This is a genomic window from Pseudomonas sp. A6, assembly GCF_052367875.1.
Lineage (GTDB): Bacteria > Pseudomonadota > Gammaproteobacteria > Pseudomonadales > Pseudomonadaceae > Pseudomonas > Pseudomonas citronellolis.
In genome coordinates, this window is record NZ_CP198970.1 from 4704318 (window position 1) to 4728041 (window position 23724).

General features: G+C 58.9%; 21 protein-coding genes. 11 read left to right on the top strand and 10 right to left on the bottom strand.

The annotated features are described in order from the left end of the window. Nucleotides 1–262 precede the first annotated feature (262 nt). On the top strand, nt 263–1342 hold the full coding sequence (locus tag ACTWJ5_RS20505) for a type I restriction endonuclease (RefSeq protein WP_444436424.1): 1080 nt from the start codon (nt 263–265) through the stop codon (nt 1340–1342). Between the two features lie 158 nt (nt 1343–1500). Here the strand turns inward: ACTWJ5_RS20505 and zapE are convergent, their stop codons facing one another. Beyond that, nucleotides 1501–2571 carry a cell division protein ZapE gene (zapE, locus tag ACTWJ5_RS20510; protein ID WP_064583601.1) on the bottom strand — a complete coding sequence of 357 codons (1071 nt, stop codon included), beginning with the start codon at nt 2569–2571 and terminating at the stop codon, nt 1501–1503. A 197-nt stretch (nt 2572–2768) separates the two neighbouring features. Here zapE and ACTWJ5_RS20515 point away from each other — a divergent pair, with 197 nt between their 5' ends. The 10 genes from ACTWJ5_RS20515 (at nt 2769) to ACTWJ5_RS20560 (ending at nt 15170) form a co-directional block, all read left to right on the top strand. Continuing rightward, nucleotides 2769–4664 carry a di-heme-cytochrome C peroxidase gene (locus ACTWJ5_RS20515; RefSeq protein ID WP_444436425.1) on the top strand — a complete coding sequence of 632 codons (1896 nt, stop codon included), beginning with the start codon at nt 2769–2771 and terminating at the stop codon, nt 4662–4664. Between the two features lie 156 nt (nt 4665–4820). Then, on the top strand, nt 4821–5975 hold the full coding sequence (locus tag ACTWJ5_RS20520; protein ID WP_444436426.1) for a catalase family protein: 1155 nt from the start codon (nt 4821–4823) through the stop codon (nt 5973–5975). A gap of 82 nt (nt 5976–6057) precedes the next feature. Continuing rightward, complete coding sequence (locus tag ACTWJ5_RS20525) at nt 6058–8184, top strand: NACHT domain-containing protein (RefSeq protein WP_444436427.1); 2127 nt, start codon at nt 6058–6060, stop codon at nt 8182–8184. Beyond that, entirely contained in the window at nt 8181–9095 is a 915-nt protein-coding gene (locus ACTWJ5_RS20530) for a hypothetical protein (protein WP_444436428.1), read from the top strand. Before ACTWJ5_RS20525 ends, ACTWJ5_RS20530 begins: the two co-directional genes overlap by 4 nt. A gap of 210 nt (nt 9096–9305) precedes the next feature. Continuing rightward, the gene (locus ACTWJ5_RS20535; RefSeq protein WP_444436429.1) at nt 9306–9803 is read left to right on the top strand and encodes a BRO-N domain-containing protein; all 498 of its coding nucleotides are present in this window, start codon (nt 9306–9308) and stop codon (nt 9801–9803) included. A 193-nt stretch (nt 9804–9996) separates the two neighbouring features. Next, on the top strand, nt 9997–11256 hold the full coding sequence (locus tag ACTWJ5_RS20540; RefSeq protein WP_444436430.1) for a hypothetical protein: 1260 nt from the start codon (nt 9997–9999) through the stop codon (nt 11254–11256). Next, a complete protein-coding gene (locus ACTWJ5_RS20545) occupies nt 11253–11645 on the top strand; it encodes a hypothetical protein (RefSeq protein WP_197887550.1) in 393 nt (130 codons plus the stop codon). The genes ACTWJ5_RS20540 and ACTWJ5_RS20545 overlap by 4 nt, the downstream gene beginning before the upstream one ends. Before the next feature lie 916 nt (nt 11646–12561). Beyond that, nucleotides 12562–12975: a hypothetical protein gene (locus ACTWJ5_RS20550; RefSeq protein WP_152989195.1), complete on the top strand. Its 414-nt coding sequence runs from the start codon at nt 12562–12564 to the stop codon at nt 12973–12975. A gap of 114 nt (nt 12976–13089) precedes the next feature. Next, on the top strand, nt 13090–13482 hold the full coding sequence (locus tag ACTWJ5_RS20555) for a hypothetical protein (RefSeq protein ID WP_444436431.1): 393 nt from the start codon (nt 13090–13092) through the stop codon (nt 13480–13482). 1277 nt (nt 13483–14759) lie between these two features. Next, on the top strand, nt 14760–15170 hold the full coding sequence (locus ACTWJ5_RS20560; protein ID WP_444436432.1) for a hypothetical protein: 411 nt from the start codon (nt 14760–14762) through the stop codon (nt 15168–15170). A gap of 869 nt (nt 15171–16039) precedes the next feature. Here the strand turns inward: ACTWJ5_RS20560 and ACTWJ5_RS20565 are convergent. From ACTWJ5_RS20565 to pstA, 9 genes are all read right to left on the bottom strand, one after another. After that, complete coding sequence (locus ACTWJ5_RS20565) at nt 16040–16693, bottom strand: HAD family hydrolase (RefSeq protein WP_444436433.1); 654 nt, start codon at nt 16691–16693, stop codon at nt 16040–16042. A gap of 58 nt (nt 16694–16751) precedes the next feature. Continuing rightward, nucleotides 16752–18050: an MFS transporter gene (locus ACTWJ5_RS20570; RefSeq protein WP_444436434.1), complete on the bottom strand. Its 1299-nt coding sequence runs from the start codon at nt 18048–18050 to the stop codon at nt 16752–16754. Between the two features lie 253 nt (nt 18051–18303). Further along, the gene (locus ACTWJ5_RS20575) at nt 18304–18573 is read right to left on the bottom strand and encodes a hypothetical protein (RefSeq protein ID WP_301501141.1); all 270 of its coding nucleotides are present in this window, start codon (nt 18571–18573) and stop codon (nt 18304–18306) included. Between the two features lie 376 nt (nt 18574–18949). Continuing rightward, a complete protein-coding gene (gene ppk2, locus ACTWJ5_RS20580) occupies nt 18950–19864 on the bottom strand; it encodes a polyphosphate kinase 2 (RefSeq protein WP_301501142.1) in 915 nt (304 codons plus the stop codon). Between the two features lie 374 nt (nt 19865–20238). Then, complete coding sequence (locus ACTWJ5_RS20585) at nt 20239–20691, bottom strand: PaaI family thioesterase (protein ID WP_043266815.1); 453 nt, start codon at nt 20689–20691, stop codon at nt 20239–20241. Nucleotides 20692–20772: 81 nt separating this feature from the next. After that, a complete protein-coding gene (locus tag ACTWJ5_RS20590; RefSeq protein WP_245323053.1) occupies nt 20773–21171 on the bottom strand; it encodes a hypothetical protein in 399 nt (132 codons plus the stop codon). 136 nt (nt 21172–21307) lie between these two features. After that, nucleotides 21308–21778, bottom strand: a complete 471-nt coding sequence (locus tag ACTWJ5_RS20595; RefSeq protein WP_074986477.1) for a hypothetical protein — start codon at nt 21776–21778, stop codon at nt 21308–21310. 288 nt (nt 21779–22066) lie between these two features. After that, nucleotides 22067–22852 (bottom strand): phosphate ABC transporter ATP-binding protein PstB, encoded by a 786-nt coding sequence (gene pstB, locus ACTWJ5_RS20600; RefSeq protein WP_370686624.1) that lies wholly within the window; start codon nt 22850–22852, stop codon nt 22067–22069. Further along, on the bottom strand, nt 22852–23724 hold the full coding sequence (pstA, locus tag ACTWJ5_RS20605) for a phosphate ABC transporter permease PstA (RefSeq protein WP_074986475.1): 873 nt from the start codon (nt 23722–23724) through the stop codon (nt 22852–22854). Before pstA ends, pstB begins: the two co-directional genes overlap by 1 nt.

Sequence of the window (23724 nt, forward strand, 5' to 3'; positions counted from 1 at the left end):
TGTTGGCGGCGGATTCGGCCGATTATCGAAGCGTCGGGCGATAATCGCAAATACCGGTGATCGATAATCGCCCAAAGTCCCCTCTTCCAAAGGTACGAATGCTTGGCGACCCCGGCTCGTCATCGGAGAAAACTCGACCGTGCCTGCTTGCCAAAATCATGGCCTATTGCCTTTAATCAACGGCAGCCCTGTACGCAAGAAATTGCCAGAGCATTCTACCTATGTAGAAATTCCAGACTTCCAGCTCATCAAGGAGAGTGGCATGGAATTCTTCGAGAAACTTAGCGCATTGGCAGCAAAGGTAAGGCAACAGGCCTCTTCCATCCAAACGGAAGAAGCAACAAAAACAGCCTTTGTGATGCCCTTTATCCATTCTGTTCTAGGTTATGACGTATTCGACCCCACGGAGGTTATCCCCGAATATGTCTGTGACATAGGAACAAAGAAAGGCGAAAAAATTGACTATGCGATTCTCAAGGATGGTGAAATCCAGATTCTGATTGAGTCCAAAAAGATTGGGGAGCCGCTAAACATCAATCATGCCGGACAGCTATTCCGATATTTCCATGTTACCAATGCCAGAATCTCAATTCTAACCAACGGCCAAGTCTATAAATTCTTTACCGACTTGGAAGCGCCTAACAAAATGGACGAAAAACCGTTCCTTGAATTAGACCTTCTGGATATCGATGAATACAGTATCCCTGAGCTTCAAAAACTGACGAAATCTGCCTTCGATGTTGACTCCATCATTAGCGCGGCAGGCGAACTGAAATATCTGAATCAGATAAAAAAAGAAATCGCATCGCAATTCAATCGACCTGACGACGACTTCGTACGCTTCTTCGCTAGCCGTATATACGATGGAATAATAACGCAGAAGGTCAGAGAGCAGTTCAGCGAACTTACCAGAAAAGCCACCGCACAGTTCCTGAATGATCAGGTGAATGACCGCCTAAAATCAGCAATGAGTGGCGCAATACAACCTTCCTCCATAGATACTTCCATCCAAGAGACCTCGTCGAACACATCCAAAGAAGCTGAAGAGAATCGTGTGACGACAACTCTCGAAGAGTTGGAAGGGTTTCATATTGTAAAAGCAATCGTTAGAACTAGTGTCGATGCGAAGCGAATAATCCATCGAGACACCCAGAGTTACTTTGGTGTTCTACTTGATGACAACAACAGAAAGCCTATCTGCAGATTGCACTTCAATAGAAGCCAGAAATACATAGGTATTTTCGACAAAGAAAAAAACGAGACCAGGCACCCGATCTCTTCCCTTGATGAGATATATAGCTTCGCAGATGCCCTGAAAGAGACAGTCACCTACTACGACTGAACGAAATCTTCAGGGTAGGTCACGGTCAGGCGGCGGATAACCGCGAACGGTTATCCGCCCTACGCCATGGCCGACCTGTGCGTAGGGCGTACAACCGTTCGCGGTTGTACGCCGATACACCAGGCACACCCGCCCCTCCGGAGCTGGGCCCGATTCCCCTACAACGGCTCCAACTTCAACTGCCGCAACCGGCTCAAGGTCCGCCCGAAGTCGATGGCGGTCCCACCTTCGGCCAGGCGCTCCAGCGACACGCTGGCGAACAGCTGCAGGCGCAGCTGGCGGTCGTAGGCGATGTCGATGAAGTTGAGAAAGCGCATGCTCACGTCTGGCGGGTAGTCGCCCAGCGGGCCCAGGCCGCTGACCGCCATGCGCGGGAAGTGCTCGATCAGCCACAGGTAGTCGGCCGCCGAGCGCGGGCGTTCGAACAGCTCGCTGAAGTCGAGCCAGGCGCGGCCCTCCTCCAGGGCGTGGATGCGCAGCGGGTGGTGGTTGACGTCCAGCACCTGGTCGAACTGCGCCTGCTCGTCCAGGCCCAGGCGCTTGCCGATCAGCGCCAGATCGTCGGCGCGCGCCGGCCACAGGTAGCTGCCCCAGTTCTCCAGGGGCGTGGCGCGCAGGCGGTAGTCCTCGCCGCCGTCCAGCGGCACCACGTCGAAGCGCTTCTCGAGCAGCTCGATGGCTGGGCGGAAGCGCTCGCGGTACAGCGGGTTGGGGCACAGGCCGTCGGGCTCGTAGTTGGAGGTGCAGACCATGCCCACGCCCTCCTCCACCAACACCTTGAGCATGCGCCCGAGCAGCATGGCGTCGCCGATGTCGTGCACGTGGAACTCGTCGAAGCACAGCAGCCGCGTCTGCGCGGCGATGTCGCGGGCCGCCCGCGCCAGCGGGTCAGCCTGGCCGGCGAAGGCCATCATGCGTTGCTGCAGCTCCTGCAGGAAGGCGTGGAAATGCACGCGGCGCTTGGCCTGCAGCGGTGCCGCGGCATAGAAGCAGTCCATCACGAAGCTCTTGCCGCGCCCCACGCTGCCCCACAGGTACACGCCCGCGGGCGGCTTGCGCAGCCAGGAGCGGCGGCCACCGAGGAAGCCGTCCAGCCAGTCGGCCAGGTGCTCGATGGCGGCCAGCTGCGAGCCGTCGGCGCTGTAGCCGCGCTCGTCCAGGGCCACGCGGAAGTGCCGCAGCACCCGCGTGGCCACCGATTCGTCGTCGAGGGAATGGTCGGAACTCAAGACACACCTTTCGACATCACCGACAGTGATGTCCCTTGCAAAACAGCGGATAAACCGCGAACGGACCTGGCCTGTGCCTGCTGCGGGGTGGCATGGTGGCAGGCAAAAACCCTGGCTTGTGTGCGGCATCACCTTGCCAACCGGTGCCGGTATTGGCATAACGATGGCCCCGGGCCTCAAGAAACAAGGAAGTTGCGATGCGCATAATCGGACGGATCATACTCGCTATCGTCCTATTGCTCCTGCTCGTGGGGGGCGTGCTGCTGTGGTACGTCGCCCACCCCAACGTGCCGCAGTACACCGCGCCCGACAAGCTCAACCTCCTCCCGCAATGGGACCCGCAGGCCCGCGAGCACTACTACTACACGCCCCAGGGCACCCAGGTGAAGGGCCTGCTCTACGACTGGTTCATCCACCTGCGCCAGCCCTTCTCCAGCGAGAAATTCGCCGACCCGGCCAACCTCGCCCGCTACGGCTTCCTCATCGACCCCGAGCAGCTCAAGCCGGCGAAGGAGCGCAAGCTCGACCCGAACAACCCCGGCAACCTGCCGGTGGGCTTCGCCCGCCATCGCAACGGCGAGAACAGCCCGCAATACCTCGACATCACCTGCTCCGCCTGCCACACCGGCGAGCTGCGCTACAACGGCCAGGCCGTGCGCATCGACGGCGGCGCGGCCATGCACTCCATCGCCTCCACCGTGCCCACCGTGCGCGGCGGCGCCTTCGGCCAGGCGCTGGGCATGAGCATGCTGTTCACCTACATCAACCCCTGGAAGTTCGACCGCTTCGCCGAGGACGTGCTGGGCAAGAACCCCGACAAGGATGCCAAGGCCGAACTGCGCGCCGGCTTCAAGGACGTGCTCGGCACCCTGCTGGGCACCGCCTGGAACGACACCCGCCGGCGCCTCTACCCCACCGAGGAAGGCCCCGGCCGCGCCGACGCCTTCGGGCGTATCGCCAACGGCGTGTTCGGCGACCACATCAGCGCCGACAACTACCGCGTGGCCAACGCCCCGGTGAACTACCCGCAGCTGTGGGACATCTGGAAATTCGACTGGGTGCAGTGGAACGGCTCGGCCATGCAGCCCATGGCCCGCAACATAGGCGAAGCCCTGGGCGTGGGCGCCACCCTCGGCCTGCTCGACGCCGACGGCCAGCCGGTGCTGGGCGACGCGCGCTACGCCTCCAGCGTGCGGGTGCAAGACCTGCACTCCCTGGAAGAAGGCCTCAAGACCCTCAAGCCGCCGGCCTGGCCGGAGCAGGTGTTCGGCGCCATCGACCTCAAGCGCGCCTCCCAGGGCCGTGCGCTGTTCCGCGAGAACTGCCAGCGCTGCCACGGCCCCCACGTGGTGGAACCGGACCAGCGCCTGGCCCCCGCGCGCGACCCGGAATGGAAGATGAGCATGATCCCCACCACGGTGATCGGTACCGACCCGACCACCGCGGACAACATCGCCAACCACACCTACGACCTCACCCCGCTGAAATGGCAGCTCGACGAGCTGAACAAGCTCAACGTGGTGCTGATGCCACCGCCCAGCCAACCGCTGGACCTGTCCAAGCTCTCCGCCGCCAAGGGCCTGGCCTACATCACCGCCTACGTCGAACAGCGCGCCTACAAGGACGCCAACATCGGCCCCGAGGAGCAGAAGCGCATGAACGGCTACGGCCTGGAGATCGGCGTGCGCGAACTGGCCGCCTACAAGGCCCGCCCGCTGGACGGCATCTGGGCCACCCCGCCGTTCCTACACAACGGTTCGGTGCCCAACCTGTTCCAGCTGCTCTCGCCGGTGGCCGAGCGCGACACCCAGTTCTACGTCGGCACCTTCGACTTCGACCCGAAATTCGTCGGCTACCGCACCGAACGCTTCCCCGGCGGCTTCCTGTACAAGACCGGCGTCACCGGCAACAGCAACCGCGGCCACGAATTCCGCGACGGCTGCCGCAAGGACGGCGCCATCGGCCGCGCCCTGAGCCCGGACGAACGCTGGGCGCTGGTGGAATACCTGAAGGTGCTGGGCAACCCGGCCTACGAAAGCCGCCTGACCGACGAACCCACCCCACCCTGGACCCCAGGCCCGAAATGCGAGTGATGCCCGAGCGGAGCTGACCAGCTAACGGAGTAGCCCCGCCTCGCGCCGGACAGCCCCCTCTCCCTTCAGGGAGAGGGTTGGGGAGAGGGCAAAACTCCCCGCACACACGAAGCCCACAGAAGAAAACCAAGAAAGCCCCCGCAAAGGACCGCCCCCATGCGCGCACTGCTCACCCGGATCTGGAACCTCCTCGGCAAATGGGTGGCGCTGCCCATCCTCTGCCTGGCCCTGCTCGGCCTCGTCGGCCTGGGCATCGGCTGGGTGTACTACAGCATCAAGTTCAGCGGCCCGGTCTCGACCCAGGAACAGATTCCCGCGAACGAAGCCCAGCAGACCCAGGCCATCATCGAAGACGCCATCCGCATCGTCGAACAGCACCGCGACAACACCCGCGTGCTGCGCGACGCCCACGCCAAGGCCCACGGCTGCGTGAAGGCCGAAGTCACCGTCAACCCCAACCTGCCCGCCGACCTGCGCCAGGGCGTGTTCGCCCAGCCGGGCAAGGTGTGGAACGCCTGGGTGCGCTTCTCCAACGGCAACGCCTACCCGCAGCAGGACAGCGCCAACGACGCCCGCGGCATGGCCATCAAGCTGCTCGACGTGCCCGGCGCCAAACTGATGCCCGGCAAGGGCCACGACGGCGAGCAGGACTTCGTCATGTTCAACCACCCGGTGTTCTTCGTCCGCGACGTGGCCGAATACCGGCAGAACTTCAACGCCCAGGCCAACGGCCAGAAGATCCTCGCCTTCTTCCCCAGCTGGAAGCCCAATACCTGGGAAATCCGCCACCTGCTGATCGCCCTGCAAACCCTCGCCCCAGCCCCGGCCAGCCCGCTGCAGGCCAGCTACTTCGGCATAGCCCCGTACAAGCTCGGCGAACAGAACAACATCAAGTTCCGCACCGTCCCCGCCCCGGGCGCCTGCCCCAACTACCAGTTGCCCAAGCTCAACGAAAAACTGCCGAACTTCCTGCGCACCGCGCTCTACCAGCAGCTCTCGATAGACCGCGTCCCAGCCTGCTTCGCCCTACAAGTGCAAAAACAGGACGCCAACAAATACATGCCCATCGAAGACACCAGCGTGGAATGGAAAGAAAAGGACTCCCCCTTCCAGACCGTCGCCCTGGTCAGCATCCCCCCGCAGGACTTCGACAGCCGCAACCAGAACCTGATGTGCGACAACCTCTCCTTCAACCCCTGGCACGCCCTGCCGGAGCATCGGCCGATTGGTGGGATCAACCGGTTGCGCAAAGCGGTTTATGAGGCGGTGAGTGTTTATCGGCATGAACGCAATGGCGTGGGCGGCGAATAGTCAAAACATGACTCTTAGGGTGGATAAAGCATAACGATCCAACCTAACTCATTACCTCCTATTTCTATGTAAGAGAAGCACCATGGATGCAGCAAGCAAATCAAAGCTTATACAAACCTACAGAAGATACGGATTCAATCTTGCAAGAGACCAGTCAAGAGACAACTTCCTAGTTTTCACACTGAAAACTGGCTACTTTGACAACGCCGAGATATTAAAACTAAGCCACAATGCAGACACCACAGCAGTCTTTTCAGAGTTCTCTAGAGCAGGATTTGCATGTACCGTAAGGGAGCCAGTTGCCCCAGAAGAAGCTGAAGAAACCTTATTCCAAGGTTTTTTTTCAGCTGAGATAACTCGTGAACGCCTGCTAGATGACTATAGAAGATTCGCGGACGATATAATCCAACCTTACGGCCCAAAGGCCGAATACACTTATATCCATGCCCCCTACCAGATAAATGGAAAGGCTGGGACGAAGAACGTACCTGAAGAAGTAACGTCTAGGATGTCAGAGCCCGGACCAATACTATTCTTAATCGAAGCGGCCGCTGGCTTTGGCAAGACCTGCACTGCATTGGAGATCGTCAAACTGCTTGCACAGCATCAGAGATACTTGCCCCTCTATGCAGAACTGTCCAGGAACCGCCAAGCTCGAATCTTCAAACACATCCTCCTCGACGAAATAGATAGAACTTTTCCTCTACTAAGCTCATCTCTTGTCAATACAGAGATAAAAAATGGGAGAATTGCAGCCATTTTAGATGGCTTTGATGAACTTCTTAGAAAAAATGAACAAACAGGCGCCTTTGAAAACTCAGAACCCATGCTTGAAACTGTCAGCGAATATCTGACAGGCAATGCAAAAGTTATAATAACCACTCGTAGAACTGTGCTTTTTGATGGAGACGAATTCCATCAATGGTTAGAAAGGCATGCAGAATCATTCAAGGTAATCCGAATAAGAATCCAAGAACCCAGAGTCAACGACTGGCTAAAACAGGAGCGACTCGAAATCCTAGCGGGGACTGGACTAAAGATCGAGTCAATGGCAAATCCGGTATTGCTATCCTACCTAAGATGCATCGAAGACAGCGACTTCATTGAAACATCAAACACCCCAGAGCGCATAGTTGAAAGCTATTTCAGCTATATGCTTGAGCGCGAACGAGAACGTCAAGATCTTCGAATGAGCGCAGAACTCCAAGGACAGGTACTACAGTCCGTCGCCAAGGACATGATGGATTTCAAATATACAGCAGAAAAGCGCGACTACATAGTAAACCTAATACTCACCAATCAATCAAAAATAATTGACGAAACCAGAGTTCAATATCCTGCAGCAGAAAAACCCAGCCGAGAAGAAATAGCAAACAAACTTGCCAGCCACGCACTATTAGATCGAAATGCACAGTCTCCTGACAAAATAAGCTTCATCAACGAATTTGCCCTTGGCCACTATGTAGCAGCAAATATTCTAGAAACACCAGACTGGCTTGACGATGATATGCGATTTATTGATCCAGCTGTAAGGTCATATGCTCCAAGAGGCGATTACTCGAAACTATCCCTATACAGCAGCCTGCAAGACTCACTCCCCTATTTAGATACCAGCTCGCAGATAGAAATATCCGCAGAGCTAATTAGCAAGTTACCAGAATCTCTAGCAGACGAATCCGCTGAATCTCTCACTCTAGAAGGCCTAATTATTGGAGAGAACTTAATCTATAATTTTCAATTCAATGAGTGCCACTTTAAAAAATGCACGATAAAGCGAGACTCTCTTTCAAACGTCACATTCTTAAATTGTAAATTCTATGACTGCAATATTGCTGGAGAGAACCCTCTCGGCCCGATATATGTACTAGGTGGAACAAGCGACCCTGACATAAGACAAGCTCTCTCTCATTCTCAAAACGAAACTTTCATAGATGAAATACAATACAGCAGCCAAGATGCCGACCTAGCAGTAATCAGAAAGCTCTGGCCAATAGGTGAACCCCTAACACAGCGCCCATCCAGACCAATTTACCGCCCATTGAAGGCTCTGTGCCGGCCAGTAGACGGATTCTCCTCAGAGACCTTATACGATGCTGCCGAGAGACTTATAAAGTCCGGTATCTTACTAGAAAAGAGCAAATCCGGCCTAATTACATTAAACTTAGAAATGCTTTACAAAATAGATGAAATTATCGGAGATGGGGAATGAATGGATTCATAGGATTCAATCGCATTTCCGAAGCGATAAGAAAGGACCTAGAAAATTATCTTGAGTCTATCGGCCTACTTTGCAGGGTTTTTGGAAGAGGGAAAAGTCTGCCATCCCTAACCAGAAAAATTAACTCATCACCAGGAAAGTACGAGAAAACAGGAAAGCTAATCCAAGACTCCGTTGGGCTACGAGTCGTGCTTTATTTTCCTGAAGATATAGACATTGTTCAAAATACCTTAAAATCAAAATACGAACTCGACGCAATCTCGTCTACAATTGACAAACCAGAAAATAGCGTATTCTCAGTAACAAGGTATAATTTGATATTTAAAGTTCCAGAATCCCATTTGCGCGACATGAGAAATAGCATTCAGAACTTACCTATCGATACCACCTTTGAAGTACAAATAAGAACAATTCTTTCTGAGGGTTGGCATGAGGTTGAGCATGACTTACGCTACAAGCGAAAGGAGGACTGGCAGGACCATGATGATCTTAGTAGAGGATTGAATGGAGTCGTCGCCACTCTTGAAACAGCCGAATGGAGCATGCGTAAGATTTTCGATGACCTCGCACATCGCCATTACAAAAACCGGCAATGGGCAGCCATGCTCCATACAGCTGTAAAAATGCGTATAAGCCCCGAGATATCGCCTGAAATATGCCATATCTTTGATAATGACATCCTCTTGGCAAAAGATATGTATCGAATAAATAGGCCAAAAATATTCAAAAGCCTAAATAAAATATCTCCCAGAATTCCGCTAACACTAGACAACATTATTTATCTTTGGAACCACATTGAGATACAGAACCCCAAGATAGCCGATATAACACCAAGAATACTTTCTGAAGTATTTTCGGAATGCATCCCCTCTGAAAGCCTCATCTACATTGAGAGATCTTGACTAAAATTTAAAACATCATTAATCTAATCCGGCCTCAGAATATTTAAGAGGCCGGGATTAGCAGCCCGAAACACTCAGAGACATATCGCCGATCTGTATCGGTGGCTCAATCATTGGAGCCTCCACCAGAACGCGGCGTATTGGTGAGTAGGCTGCTGATCCAATACCGTCCGCTGGTGGTTCGCTCGTATGCAAGAAGTGACTTGAACCATGGACGAATCCACCCTCCCCACCCCGCTCTACTTCTTCCACAAGCACCGCACCCTCCGCGCCCTGTTGCTCGACGACCAGGTCTGGTTCGTGCTGGACGATCTGCGCCGGTTGATCGGCCATGCCAGTTGCGAACGGCTGGCCAGGCGCCTGGAGGATGACCAGTTGTGCACGCAGTGGCTGCGCCTGGACGATGGCGGCAGCCTGGAGCGGCTGCTGGTCAGCGAGTCCGGTGCTTATGCGTTGTTGTTCCATTTCGCCCATGCCGATCTGGGTGGGTTGCGGCGCTGGATCAGTACGCAGGTGGTGCCGGAGGTGCGTTGTCAGGGCGGCGATGGCGGGCCGCGGCAGTTGTGCCTGAGTTGGGGGCGGCAGGGTGTGCGGGTGCTGGATTGGCAGGGGCAGTTGTGGGTGAACATGGCGGAGTTGCCGCGGGTGGTGCGGGGCTCTGCCGAGACGCGGGCGGGTTGGCAGGAATGGGCTCGGCGGTTGCGGTAAGGCCTATACAGAGCGCGATGCCCATTGCGGGCTAGTGCTCACACCAGCCTGAATGCTACCGACGCCATATATGCTGCCTGAACGGAAAATTCTCACAACCACCTAGTCCGGCCCTAGGAATCCGTCCGACATTCAACGCTCGATCGCTTGTCTAGCTTGGCCCGCTTCACCCCGGCCAAGCAGGACAGTAAGCATGAGCGCGGATGATTTCCGAGCAGCCGCCTACCCCTTCGATCGCAGTTGGGCCCCTGAGCCCGACTGGAAGCCTTCCAGCAACTGGCATACCGACCGCAGTTGGGCACCGGACAAGGGCTGGAGCCGCTTCACCGAACTACCCAGGCGCCGCCAGGACAACGGCGGCGCCTCCTTCGTGGCCTGGGAGCCCAAGCCCGAACGCGTACCCGAGGTTGATCGGCCATCACCCGGCCTGTTCAAGCGCCCGGCCAAGCTGGAGCCCGGCTTCCATATCATGCAGCGCAGCATGAGTTTCGAGCAGTTGCTGGCGCACCTCTTCCCCGAAAAGGCCCATTCCTACCTCATCAGCCGCCTCAAGGCGCTCAACCCCACCCATGCCCAGGGTTTCAAGGCCGGGGAAATCTTCGTGATCGGCGACCTGCTCAACCCCACCGCCTGCCTGCGCGAAGAAGCCGAGCTGATGGCCGCCGCCGCCCAGGTACGCACGGCCCTGGAACCGCTGAGCGAGGAGGAAGCGGATTTCATGGTCAGGCACCAGGCCGAGATCGCCAACATCCTCGGCGGCGCCGGCACCTCGCTGGGGCTGACCAAGGACGTACTGGACAAGGGCCTGCGCCAGATCGGCGAAACCCTGCGCGACATCGAATACCTGCACCAGACCGAATTCGCCACCCACGGCCACCTGCGCAGCCATAACTTCTTCGTCAGCCGCCGCCAGCTGCTCACCCACCTGGACTCCCAGCTCAAGGCCACCTTCATGAACAAGCAACTCAACCTCGGCCACCACCCCCTGCTGCGCCGCGACCTGGGCATTTCCACCCGCAGCCTGGTCTACCACTGGAGCCGCTCTGGCGCGCCGGGGCAGATTCCCGGCTATGCCACGCATATCGAGGAGGTGGCCAAGGCGGCGCGATATCTGAAGTACGGCGGCTATATCGGCATTGGCTTTGGGGCTACTGCGTCTGCGTTGAAGGTCCAGGAGGTGTGTCGGGCTGGAGAAACCGAGGCTTGCGAGAGAGTGCGATTTACCGAGACAGCGAGCTTTACTGGAGCCCTCGCGCTTGGCGGACTCAGCGCAGGAGCGACAGGTATGGTCACGCCATATATTTGTGCAGCACTTGGAGTTCCTTCGGGGGGAGCCGGTGCAGTGGCATGCAGCCTAGTACTGATCGGAATAGGAAGCTATATAGGAGGAAAGAGTGGTGAGACAGGGGGTGAATGGATTGGGGAGCATATATATGAGCAAAGCAGGAGATGAGTAAATTCTGGAGTTCAGAATGGGCCTTTTTCTTCATGACGGCTCCTTATGCTATTGGAATTCTAGGCATGGCGGCTCATATCTACGTTACATTCCGCCACCGTGAAACAATCACTAGAGCCTTCCCCAACAGTCCAATTATTCGAAACCACATGGCAACATGGATGGGCCATAGTATTCCAGCGCGCCTCATTCAAACATCCATGGTTAGCGGCATCATTCTCTGGCCAACCATCCATATTAGACGCGGAGACCTCGATCCTGAAGAAATACGTAACTTCCCCTACTCCATAAGGCTTATCATGAGTATTTCTGCTGGCCTCATGATTACCGGGGTTCTCTGGGGAGTATTAAGTGTTTTAATACTCAAGCTCAGCTATTCATCGTAGCGCCGGCTTCGATAGTGTGTTTGCGGATTGGCTCCGATTGGAGCAGGAGGTTATCTGGGAGGTGTCGGAGGAGAACGTTTTGGTGGTTGGATAGGAGAAAAAATTTACGAGGTGCGAAGGTGACTAACGCCGTTAAGCCTTCAGATTGCGTTTGGACTACCCCTTTCATCATCTGTGCTGCGGGAGTAACGCTAATTGGCTATATCACCTATCGTCATTACGAAACCATTATCACCGCCTTCCCGAATAGTGCAGGCGTGAGAAATACCGCCAGATTCTGGGCGGGACCCAGTTCCCAGGCTCGATATCTACAAGTCATCACCATATCCAGCTTCGTGTTATGGCCGAGGGGAGCGATACGACGTGGAGAACTGAATGCCGAGGAGATTAGGAGGTTTCCTTGCTCCGTTAGACGTCTGATATGGATTGCCTGGTGGCTCTGCATCATTGGATCCCTTTGGTTGCTTGTCGGTATTGGCCTCATCCGACTGAGCGATGCCCGATGAACTTGGTCTCCTTAAATGATGCCCTCATGCTATGCCACACATATCGAAGAGGTGGACAAGGCGGCGCGATATCTGAAGTACGGCGGCTATATCGGCATTGGCTTTGGGGCTACTGCGTCTGCACTGAAAGTGCAGGAGGTGTGTCGGACTGGGGTGACCGAGGCTTGCGAAAGAGTGCGATTTACTGAAACGGGGAGTTTCGTTGGAAGCATGGCGGGAGGGTCGCTTGGTGCTTGGGCAGGTAGCGGTGCAGCCTCAAGTCTCTGCATAGGTATCGGATTAGCGAGCGGGGGAGCTGGTGGAATGGTATGTAGCTTGATGTTGGTTGGCGTAGGAAGCTACCTAGGTAGCAAAGGCGGAGAGAAAGCCGGACTACTCGTCGGAGAGAAAGTCTATGAGAGAGCTAAGAATTGAGCAAATTCAAATTCTGGTATGAAAGTTGGCCACTGGACCTACAAATTGCCTTTCTGTTATCGCCTTTCATTATCGGCCTTATTGGCATCGGAATTGGAATACATATCGCCTGCACCTCCCACTTCCATGACATGATTTCAGCGCTCAAAAATAGCAAGTGGCCTCAAATGGTAAGAAATACTCTAGGCGACAAGGATTTCATGTCTCGTTGTTTCTTAGTCAGCTCCATAGGAGGAGCTTTTCTTTTCGCTCGCTGGAATGAACGCAGAGGAGTGCTGGACTCGAAAGATATTGAAGATTTCCCCAAGAAACTCTGGTACAGACTAATGATATCTACTTGGCTGGTAATATTTAGCATGATCTGGATGAGCATCATGATTGCTCTAATAGAGCTTAGCGACGCCAAATAGTTTCACTATCCACCAAAAAGCTTTTTAACCAATTTACCCAGCATCACTGTATCAGAAACCAGCAACTAAAGGAGGAGAACTGATGTGCGATTATATACATGAGCAAACGATGCCATGACCGAATTCTGGAACAGTTGGTGGGCATTTATATTTATTCTTTCCCCTTTTCTCATCGGTATGGCTGGAATGGCGATATTCGCATACCTTTCGTATCGCCATTTCGATAGGGTAATTTTGGCCTTCCCCAACAGCCTCTTCGTTCAAAATAGTGCCAGATTCTCTGTCAGAACCAACTTTAAACTTCGGTATTTCCAGATTACCAGGATCTCAGGCCTCGTGACTTGGCCAGGATTCTTCATTCGCCGAAATGAGCTAGATATAGAAGACCTCAAGCGATTACCACCAAGCATTTCACTCCTGCTTAAGATTGGCTGGTGGCTCTGCATCATTGCCTCAATCTGGTTGCTTCTAGCTGTTGGCTTGCTCAAGCTCACTGGAGCGAAATAATACAACAGGTTCGAATACACTTTTTATGTCTCAGACAAAAGATGTGCTAGACATAGTGTCTATACCAGATCACCGCCCCCCTACGCAATCTCGAACTCCTGCACCAAGGCGCGTTCGAGGACTAAGGCATCTGCACAGCGAGTATTTCTTCGTAGTTGGAGTGCCCCCGTTTTTCGGCAAGCTCGGTCGGTAAGAAATTTGGTGCAACTACTGGAGAGAAAATCCATGAGGGAGTCCGTAAGAAGTGAGCTTTGAAAGCTGGTTTGACGATTGGCCATTCTTATTACAGATAACATTTTTCTTAACGCCCTTCGCTATAGGGGTAGCAGGAAAATTAATCACTCTCTTCATGGTCAGACACGATCTTGAAATATTGCTCTCAGTATTTCCAAAAAGCATCTACGTGAAAAGACAGACTATAATCTGGAAAGGCTCTGGCTTTCTCTCTCGCTACATGCAGCTAAATACAATATGCGGGGCAATACTCATGTCCCGGTACTACCTGAGCCGCGGAGAGCTTGAGCACGAAGAACTACTAAACGCCCCCCAAAATATTAAGTTCAGAGCACTTCTATCGTCTTGGCTACTTGGCATAAGTCTGACATGGATAATCACGGGATCACTATTATTTAGCTAACCATCCCTCCATCCATCCTGAAGCTCTGAAATCCTTTCAGGCCGAAGGATGAGCTTTGCAGAAATCACAAATCAAATTTACATATTACAAACAACAATATGAACGAATTCTGGAATTCATGGTGGGCATTTTCATTCATGCTCAGCCCATTCCTAGTTAGCCTGTCCGGTATGGCTCTTGGCATCTACATTGCTTGCAGCCGCGACTTCAAGGGCATACTGGTAGCGCTTTCAAATAGCGAGCTCCCCAAACGAACAAGTCTCATCTTGGGTAGCCAAGACCTTATCTCTCGCTGCCATCTGGTCAGCTCCATCGGCGGTGCCCTTCTGCTTCCCGGCAGGAGTATTCGCCGAGGCCTTCTTGATAGGGAGGACATGCGCAACTTCCCGCCCGCACTCAGGCGCCGCCTACTGATTTCAACCTGGATGGTTATCGCGGGAATGGCTTGGCTGGGCCTAATGCTCGCCCTACTGAAGCTAAGTGGTGTGAACTAACAGCCCCCATACAGTTCGGGCCTCATCGGTACGTAAAGCTTCACCACTTAGAAATTTCTGATGGCGGAACTACAAGTTACGCTGGGAGGCAAAGGCGGCGAATGGTCGTGGGAGATTGCAGGGAAAATATATGAAAGGAGCCAGCCATGAATTTCGGCATGTGGTTTGAATCCTGGCCCTTGGATGTGCAAATTGCTTGTCTTCTTTCACCCTTCGTGATCTTGCTGTCCGGTGCAGCGGTCCTGGCCTATACAACGCACCGCCACTATGAGCGAATCCTCACTGCGTTTCCCAATAGTCCTGGCGTCAATAATTACAACCGAATATGGGCGGGCTCCAGTTTCCGCTCGCGCTGCATGCAGGTCGCCAGCACAGCGGGTTTCATGTTCCTACTGACAAGAATCAATATTCGTCGTGGCCATCTGAGTCCCGAGGACCTACGTAATTTCCCACCTGATATCAGGCGACTCATGCTCATTTCAGGCAGCCTTCTGCTCGCGGGTTCAGCATGGTTGTTTCTACTTGTGGGCCTGCTCAAGCTCAGTGGTGTGAAGTAGCGGGAGCCACTCCTCATGCAGTTCGGACCTCATCGGTATATAGAGCTTCATTTCTTAGCAATTGCTGATGGCGGAAGCTGAAAATTACGTAGGCGGCGAATGAGCCGGGGAGATTGCAGGGAAAAATAGCGGCGGTGGATCAGTACGCAGGTGGTGCCGGAGGTGCGTTGTCGGGGCGGCGAGGTCGGGCCGCGGCAGTTGTGCCTGAGTTGGGGGCGGCAGGGTGTGCGAGTGCTGGATTGGCAGGGGCAATTGTGGGTGAACATGGCGGAGTTGCCGCGGGTGGTGCGGGGGTCTGCCGAGGTGCGGGCGGGTTGGCGGGAGTAGGCTCGGCGGTTGAGGTAGGGGGTTTTCGTAGGAGCGAGCTTGCTCGCGAACCGCATGGTACCACGTTTGTTCGCGAGCAAGCTCGCTCCTACGAGAAGCTGTGGTTGCCTGCAACGTTAGCGGGTCTTGCCCGCGATTCGCGCGCAGGGCGCGCTCCTACAAGGGGCGCGGTGTGACGTGCTGGGTTGTAGGGGCTTGCGTTTCCCGGTAATTGCAGCGTTTGGGGATTACTCCGTTCCCTCTCCCCAGCCCTCTCCCTGAAGGGAGAGGGAGTCGTTCGGCGTGGCGGGGAGGGTCGGTGCCGACCTGTAGGAGCGGGCCCTGCCCGCGATTCGCGCGCAGGGCGCGCTCCTACAAGGGGTACGGTGTGACGTGCTGGGTTGTAGGGGCTTGCTTGTGGGTGGTGTTTGCCGGTGATTGCGGTGTTTAGGGGTTACTCCGTTCCCTCTCCCCAGCCCTCTCCCTGAAGGGAGAGGGGGCCGTTTGGTGTGAGCGGGAGGGGCGGCATCGGCCTGCAACGCTAGAGCCGCCTTTAAGTGATTTCAGCGCCAGTCGAGGATCGGCCAGCCGGCTGTTTCGGCGTGGTAGCGCAGGGCTGGGTCGGGGTTTACTGCTCGGGGGTTTTGCACCAGGGATAGCAGCGGCAGGTCGTTGCGGGAGTCGGAGTAGAAGTGGGCGCCGGCCAGGCTTTCGTCCTGTTCCTGCAGCCAGGCTTGCAGGCGGGTGACCTTGCCTTCGCGGTAGGTCAGGGTGCCCTGGGTGCGGCCGCTGTAGGTGCCCTGGTGTTGTTCCAGGTCGATGGCCAGGACTTCGGTCACGCCCAGGCGGGCGGCGATGCTGGCGACCAGGAAGTGCGCCGAGGCGGAGATGATCAGCAGGCGGCCGCCGGCTTCGCGGTGCTGGTTCAGGCAGCCCATGGCGTCGAAGCGGATGCAGGGGCCTATGACTTCCGTGACGAAGGGTTCGACCGCTGCGGCGACGGCCTCGGGGGTGCGCCCCGCCAGGGGGGCCAGGGTGAAGGCCATGTAGTCTTCCATCGCCAGCCGGCCTTCGGCGTACAGGGCCATGAGTGCCCGTTCGTGGCGGACGAAGGCGTCGCCTTCCACCCAGCCCAGGTCGGCCATGTGCCGGCTCCACAGGCTGGCGCAGTCGCCGTCGATGAGGGTGTCGTCCAGGTCGAAGAGTGCGAGGGCCATGGGCGTTCTCCTTGTTTAGTCGGGAATGCGGCCGGGCCGCGGGCGGCCCGGTGGTGGCTCAGCGGGCTTGCAGGGCGGTGGCGGGTGCGGCGCCTGCCCTCCCCTGCGGGAGGCTGTGCCAGAACGGCACCAGCAGCAGGCAGGCGGTCAGCGCGGCGCCGGTGAAGAGGATGAATACAGAGAAGGTATCGAAGTAGCCGGGCAGCAGGCCGCCGAGGATCGCCCCCACCGAACCGCAGCCGTTGACGAAGCCGGTGGCGGTGCCGGCGGCCTGGCGGGTGCCGAAGTCGATGGCGGCGGCGCCGCTGATCATCGAGTCGGGACCGTAGAGGGTGACGCCCATGAGGAACAGCAGCCCCACCACCAGGTACAGGTTGCCGCTGAGCAGCACCGGGGTGAACAGCGCCAGGCACGCCGCCAGCGCCAGCAGGCTGAGCACGCAGGCGGGCATGCGCCGGGCGCCGAACAGCCGGTCCGAGGCCAGGCCGATGAGGATGGGCCCGAGCAGGCCGGCGACCTCGAAGGCGGTGGGGACGACGGCGGCGGCGACCTTGCCGATTTCCGGCATGCGCTCGTAGATGATCACCGGGCCCCAGAACAGGATGGCGTAGCGCGCCGGCTTGAGCAGGAAGTAGGCCAGCCCCAGGACCAGCACGGTGCGGTTGCGCAGCACCTGGCGCAGCGCGTCCCACAGGCCGGTGGTGGCTTGCGCCTGCGCTTCCTGTTCGTCGTCCGCTGGCGGCAGGCCGACGTCTTCCGGGCGGTTGCGTTGCAGCAGCAGGAACAGGCAGCCCACGGCCAGCACCACGCCGGCGGAGGCAGTGAAGGCCACCTGCCAGTCATTGCTGAGCTGGTAGGCGCACCAGCCGACGAAGGGCGTGGCCACCAGGCCGCCGAAGGCGTAGCAGGTGCTCCAGTAGCCCATGGCGCGGCCGCGCTCTGCGGTGGAGAAGAAGCCGCCCATGTTCTTGCACAGCCCCGACCAGCCGGTGGACTGCGCCAGGCCCTGGACGACCATGCAGGTGGCGAAGATCGGCACGGTGGCGAAGGTGCCCATGGCCAGCGCCGCCAGGGCCGAGACGAACAGCCCGCCACCCACCACCACGCGTGGGCCGAAGCGGTCGGCGAAGCTGCCCCAGACGAACTGGCCCACGGCGTAGGCGGCGAGGTAGAGGGCGTCCAGGTCGGCCATGGCCGCCTTGTCGAGGACGAAGCCGGGGTCTTCGCCGATGCCGAGCTTGGCCACGGAGAAGGCCTTGCGGGTGAAGTAGAAGGCGGCGTAGGCCAGCCAGGTGATGGCGAAGATCTGGATGCGCCAGCGCTGCCGGGCCGTCCAGCCGCCGCTTCGAATCTGCATGGTGGTGGTCCCCCATTGGTTGTTCTTGTCGTGGGTGCGACCGGTGCACGGCAAGGCCTGGTCCGGCGCGTGGGGGCGATCTTAGGGGTGGCGCGCCGCGCAGAACTTGACCGCCGGCTCACGCGGCGAACCCCTGGGGTCAAGTCCCACAACGCTCGGCGCAATTGCGGAAATCAGCTACGGCGAGGGCGGTGCAGCACTGTCGGAAATCGGCTCGTCTCCGGCAAGCCGGGATTCGGGCAGGGCATGCCGCTCAGGTGCCCAGGTAGCGCTCCGGCCAGCGCAGTTCCCAGGCCTCCAGCTCGGTGCCGCTGGGTGGGCGGCAGCCGGCGCGCAGGGGCGCCATGGCCGCCGGCGGGCTGGGCGGGTCGCAGTGGATGGCGGGGTTGGCGCTGACGTAGCGGCGCGCGGCTTCGGCGCAGGCTGAGGCTTCGTCTTCATTGGCGCATACGATGAAGAACGTCCCCAGGAAGACCTTCCATGCGGGCGGATCACCATCGGTCTGTTCGATCCGGATGTCCATGGGCCCAAGCATAGCCACACTTTTATTACGGGAAGGCGCGGGTCGTCGCCTGGGGGGTGGGCCGCTGGTCGGGGTGGAATGCCAGGTTCAGCAGCGAGTGGGCCGGTGGCCGAGGTCGGGCTCGACACCGAGTGGGCCGGTGGCCGAGGTCAAACGGCGGATAACGTCGAACGTTATCCGCCCTACGCAAAGGTCGAGCCTGGCGTAGGGCGTATAACCGTTCGCGGTTATACGCCGCCTCACCTTTCTCATCGACCCTGCCTCGGTCGAGCCGGGGGAATGCGTGACCCGCTCCAAGCTCGACACCGAGTCGCCGGCGAGCGAGGTCAAACGGCGGATAACGTGGAACGTTATCCGCCCTACGCCAGGCCTGGGCTCAATATTGCTCCGGCACCAGCATTTCCGCCGGCGTGGGGATTCGCACGTAGTCGGCGTGGCGCTGGCGCGCCGGCAGTTCGATGGGTTTCTGCGCCACTTCTTCGTAAGGCACCTGGCCCAGCAGGTGGTGGATGCAGTTCAGCCGCGCGCGCCGTTTGTCGTCGGCCTGCACCACCCACCAGGGCGCCTCGGCGATGTGGGTGCGTTCGAGCATGGTTTCCTTGGCCTTGGTGTAGGCCTCCCAGCGCCGCCGCGATTCCAGGTCCATGGGGCTGAGCTTCCACTGCTTGAGCGGGTCGTGGATGCGGCTGAGGAAGCGTAGGTGCTGCTCTTCGTCGGTGATCGAGAACCAGTACTTGATCACCTGGATGCCCGAGCGCGCCAGCATGCGTTCGAACTCCGGCACGCTGCGGAAGAATTCCTCGTACTGCTCGTCGTTGCAGAAACCCATCACCCGCTCGACACCGGCGCGGTTGTACCAGCTGCGGTCGAACAGCACGATCTCCCCCGCCGCCGGCAGGTGCGAGACGTAGCGCTGGAAGTACCACTGGGTGCGCTCGCGGTCGTTCGGCGCCGGCAGCGCCGCGACACGGCATACGCGGGGGTTGAGGCGCTGGGTGATGCGCTTGATCACCCCGCCCTTGCCCGCCGCGTCGCGGCCTTCGAAGAGCACCACCAGCTTGTGTCCGGTCTTGACCACCCAGTTCTGCAGTTTCACCAGTTCGCCCTGCAGGCGGAACAGTTCGCCGAAGTAGCGCTGGCGCAGCAGGTGCTGTTCGAAGTTCTCCAGGGTGTCGGCGCGCAGGCCGTCGAGGTCGTAGAGCTCCTGCCAGTCGAGTTCGAGTTCCTCGTCGCGGTCGTCGAGCGCCTCCTGGCGGATGCGCTGGGGCAGGGTCTTGTCGTTGAGCAGCATGGGGTCAGCACTCGCAAGGTCGGTATGGGCCGTCACTGGCTCCGTCACTCAGGCGTGACATTTTCATGACAGAAAAATGTAGTTACGACTGATGACAGAATCATGACAAAAGCGCCTTTCGCCTCACGAAAACCTGCGGGCCAGAGCGGTTGGGGATGGCAGGGTGCCATGGGAGGGAATCGCGGACGGAGTCCGCTCCTACGGGGTGCACGTTGTAGGAGCGGATCTCATCCGCGAATCGCGCCGGAGCGTCCGGCTATCGCGGACAAGGTCCGCTCCTACGCTGCGTCGATCAAGGTGATCCCCGTAGGAGTGCGCCCTGCGCGCGAATCGCGGGCAGGGCCCGCTCCTACAGTCATTCCGGGGGGGCAGGCTCAGGCGTCGATCACCGGGCGCTGTTTGTTCTGGTACTTGAAGGTGCCGCTGGCGGTGGCCACGGTTTCGCCCGCGGCGTTGCGGACTTCGGCCTCGCAGAAGGCGATGGAGCGGGTGCGGTGGCGGACCTGGCCGAAGGCTTCGAGCACTTCGCCGACGTCGCCGCCGGGGCGCAGGAAGCTGGTCTTCATTTCGACGGTCACGCAGCCTCGGCCTTCCTCGTCGGCATGGCTGCAGGCCAGGGCCATGGCCACGTCGAGCAGGCTCATGAGCACGCCGCCGTGGGCGTTGCGCCAGCCGTTGAGGTGTTCGCGCTCCACGCGCAGCACCAGGTGGCCGTCGTGCTCGCCGGCGCCGGCCGGCTGGTAGCGGAACTTCAGGTGGTCGAGAAAGGGAATCTCGATGCCACGGTATTCGGTGTAGGACTGCAGGTGCGAAGGGTCGAAGCTCATGGGCCATCCGGTGGAAGTTGACGGGCAGGATCATTTCAGCGCATCGGCCGGCCCTGGCGTATCACTCCTTGGGATGAATCTTCAGCGCCGCTTGCGGCTGCGCTCGCCGTCGCGCTGCAATTCCACCGCCTGGACGAACAACTCGTCCACCATCAGCGTCTGGATGGGTTCCTCGCACAGCAGCGACAGGCTCATGGATTCGATGGCCTGGTTGTATTCCAGGCGCGCGATGCCGCACAGCAGGATGCGCTGGTTGAAGCCGACGCGGCCGCGGTCGATCAGTTGCTCGCGGACGGTCTCGCCGTCCTGGTAGCTGACTTTCAGTGTCACCTGGGCGTCGCCGGCGGTGGCTAGGTGCAGCCACACCGCAACGTTGAAATCGGCGCGCCAGCCGCGCCCGACCTTCTTCGCCACGGCCTGCTGGATCAGGTGCCGGGGAACGTGGCTGATGAGTCTGCTGTGGGATTGCATGGAAGACATGTGCACAAACGTGGGTTCACTGCGGAAGACCGCAGTCTAGGCAAGGGAGTTCAGCGATGCAGCCAGCATCGGGTAGCGTCCCGTATCGGTTCCGATACAAGGCTTGAGGCCGGCGCGAGGGCCGGCCGGGGCGGGGTCAGCCGAGGAGATCGAGGCTGGGCTGGGTTCGTTCGACGCCATACATCTGCTTCAGGGCCACCGGAGTGGCAGTGGGTGCGACCGGCTGGCTGCCGGAGTCGGCCTGCTGCGTGATCTTTTCCCTGATGCGCTGGGCTATTTCGTTCTCGATGCGCTCGCGGTCCTCGGCGGGCATGGCGTCGAGCTGTTCCTGGGTGATGTCCATGTCCTGCATGACGCTGTGCCGCAGTTTTTCGCCGGGGCTGAGCTTCATGTAGGCGAGGAATTCGTCCAGGGGGCCGCCGCCACTCTGCGCGGCGCCGCCGGAGGATGCTACCGCGCCGGAGGGCGCCTCGCTCGTACCGCTCGTCGTCGCGCTCGCGCTGCTGGCGTTGGCCAGGTAGCTGGCGAACTCGCTGGCGCCGGCGACCACGCCGCGCACCAGCTTGGTCGCCAGGCTGATGCCGCTCAGGCCGTCGATGATGTTCATGGGCAGGTCTCCCGTGCCGAAGGGGGGAGCCTATATCGGGCAAGAAACACGCCAGGATGCCAGCCGGCGGTCATGACGGCGCCGCCCTCCCCTGTAGGAGCGAGCTTGCTCGCGAACGGGCTTTCCCGGTTGCGACGTTGCCGTGCGGTTCGCGAGCAAGCTCGCTCCTACGAAGAGCCTGCCGTCGGCAAGCGTCTGCCGTGGGTGGCAAGGGGTTGCCGGAATCCATAACGAAAAACGCCCACCACGGCTTGCACCGTGGCGGGCGTCGGGTGAACGCCGGGGCGATCAGCCGAAGCGACCGGTGATGTAGTCCTCGGTCTGCTCCTTGGCCGGCTTGGTGAACAGGGTGTCGGTGTCGCCGAACTCGATCAGGTCGCCGAGGAACATGAAGGCGGTGTAGTCCGAGCAACGCGCCGCCTGCTGCATGTTGTGGGTGACGATGACCACGGTGAACTCCTGCTTGAGCTCGGTGATCAGCTGCTCGATGCGCCCGGTGGAGATCGGGTCCAGCGCCGAGGTCGGTTCGTCGAGCAGCAGCACCTGGGGCTTGAGGGCGATGGTGCGGGCGATGCACAGGCGCTGCTGCTGGCCGCCGGAGAGGCCCTGGGCGCTGGCGTTCAGCTTGTCTTTCACTTCGTCCCACAGGGCCGCGCCGCGCAGGGCCTGCTCGACGCGGTCGTCCATCTCGCGGCGGTTGACCTTCTCGTGGTGGCGCACCGCGTAGGCGATGTTCTCGTAGATGGTCATCGGGAACGGCACCGGCTTCTGGAACACCATGCCCACCTGGCTGCGCAGGCGGTTCATGGAGTAGCCGGGGGCGAGGATGTTCTCGCCGTTGAGCAGCACCTCGCCGCGCGCTTCCTGCTTCGGGTACAGGGAGTAGATGCGGTTGAAGATGCGCAGCAGGGTCGACTTGCCGCAGCCGGACGGGCCGATGATGGCGGTGATGCACTTCTCCGGGATGTCCATGTTGATGGACTTGAGCGAACGGTGCTCGCCGTAGAAGAACTCCAGGTCGCGAACGCGGATCTTGGTGCGTTCGGCGGCGATGGCGGTGGTCATGGCAGTCATCAGGATGCCCTATTGCGCAGAAGGATGAGACGGGAGGTGAGGCTGAGCAGCAGTACGAAGAGGGTCAGCACCAGGGCGCCGGCCCAGGCCAGAGCGTTCCAGTCGCTGAAGGGGCTCATGGCGTACTGGAAGACCACGACGGGCACGCTGGCCATGGGTTTGAGCAGGTCGCTGCTCCAGAACTGGTTGCCGAAGGCGGTGAACAGCAGCGGCGCGGTTTCGCCGGTGATGCGCGCCAGGGCCAGGAGGATGCCGGTGATCACCCCGGCGCGGGCGGCGCGCAGGACGATCTGCAGGGTCAGCTTCCATTGCGGCACGCCCAGGGCCAGCGCGGCTTCGCGCATGGTGGTCGGCTGCAGCTGGAGCATTTCGTCGGTGGTCCGCACCACCACCGGGATCACCAGCAGGGCCAGGGCCAGGGCGCCGGCGATGGCGGAGAAGCCCACGCGGTGGTCGGTGAGGTAGTTCAGCGGCAGGATCACGCTGGTGTAGACGAACAGGCCCAGGACGATGGACGGCGCCGACAGCAGGATGTCGTTGATGAAGCGCACCACGGTGCCCATGCGGGTGTGGCGGGCGTATTCGGCCAGCCAGATGCCGGCCATCAGGCCGATGGGGGTGCCGATCAGCAGCGCCAGCGCGCTCATCAGCACGCTGCCGTAGAAGGCGTTGGCCAGGCCGCCCTCGGCCCCCGGCGGCGGCGTCATCTTGGTGAACAGGTTGAGGTTCAGCGCCTCGATGCCGTGGCTGATGGTGGTCAGCAGGATCCACGCCAGCCACATCAGGCCGAACAGGGTGGCGCCGCAGCTGAGCACCATGGCGGCGCGGTTCTTGAACGCGCGGGTGCGGTACAGGCTTTCGTTGCCGGCCAT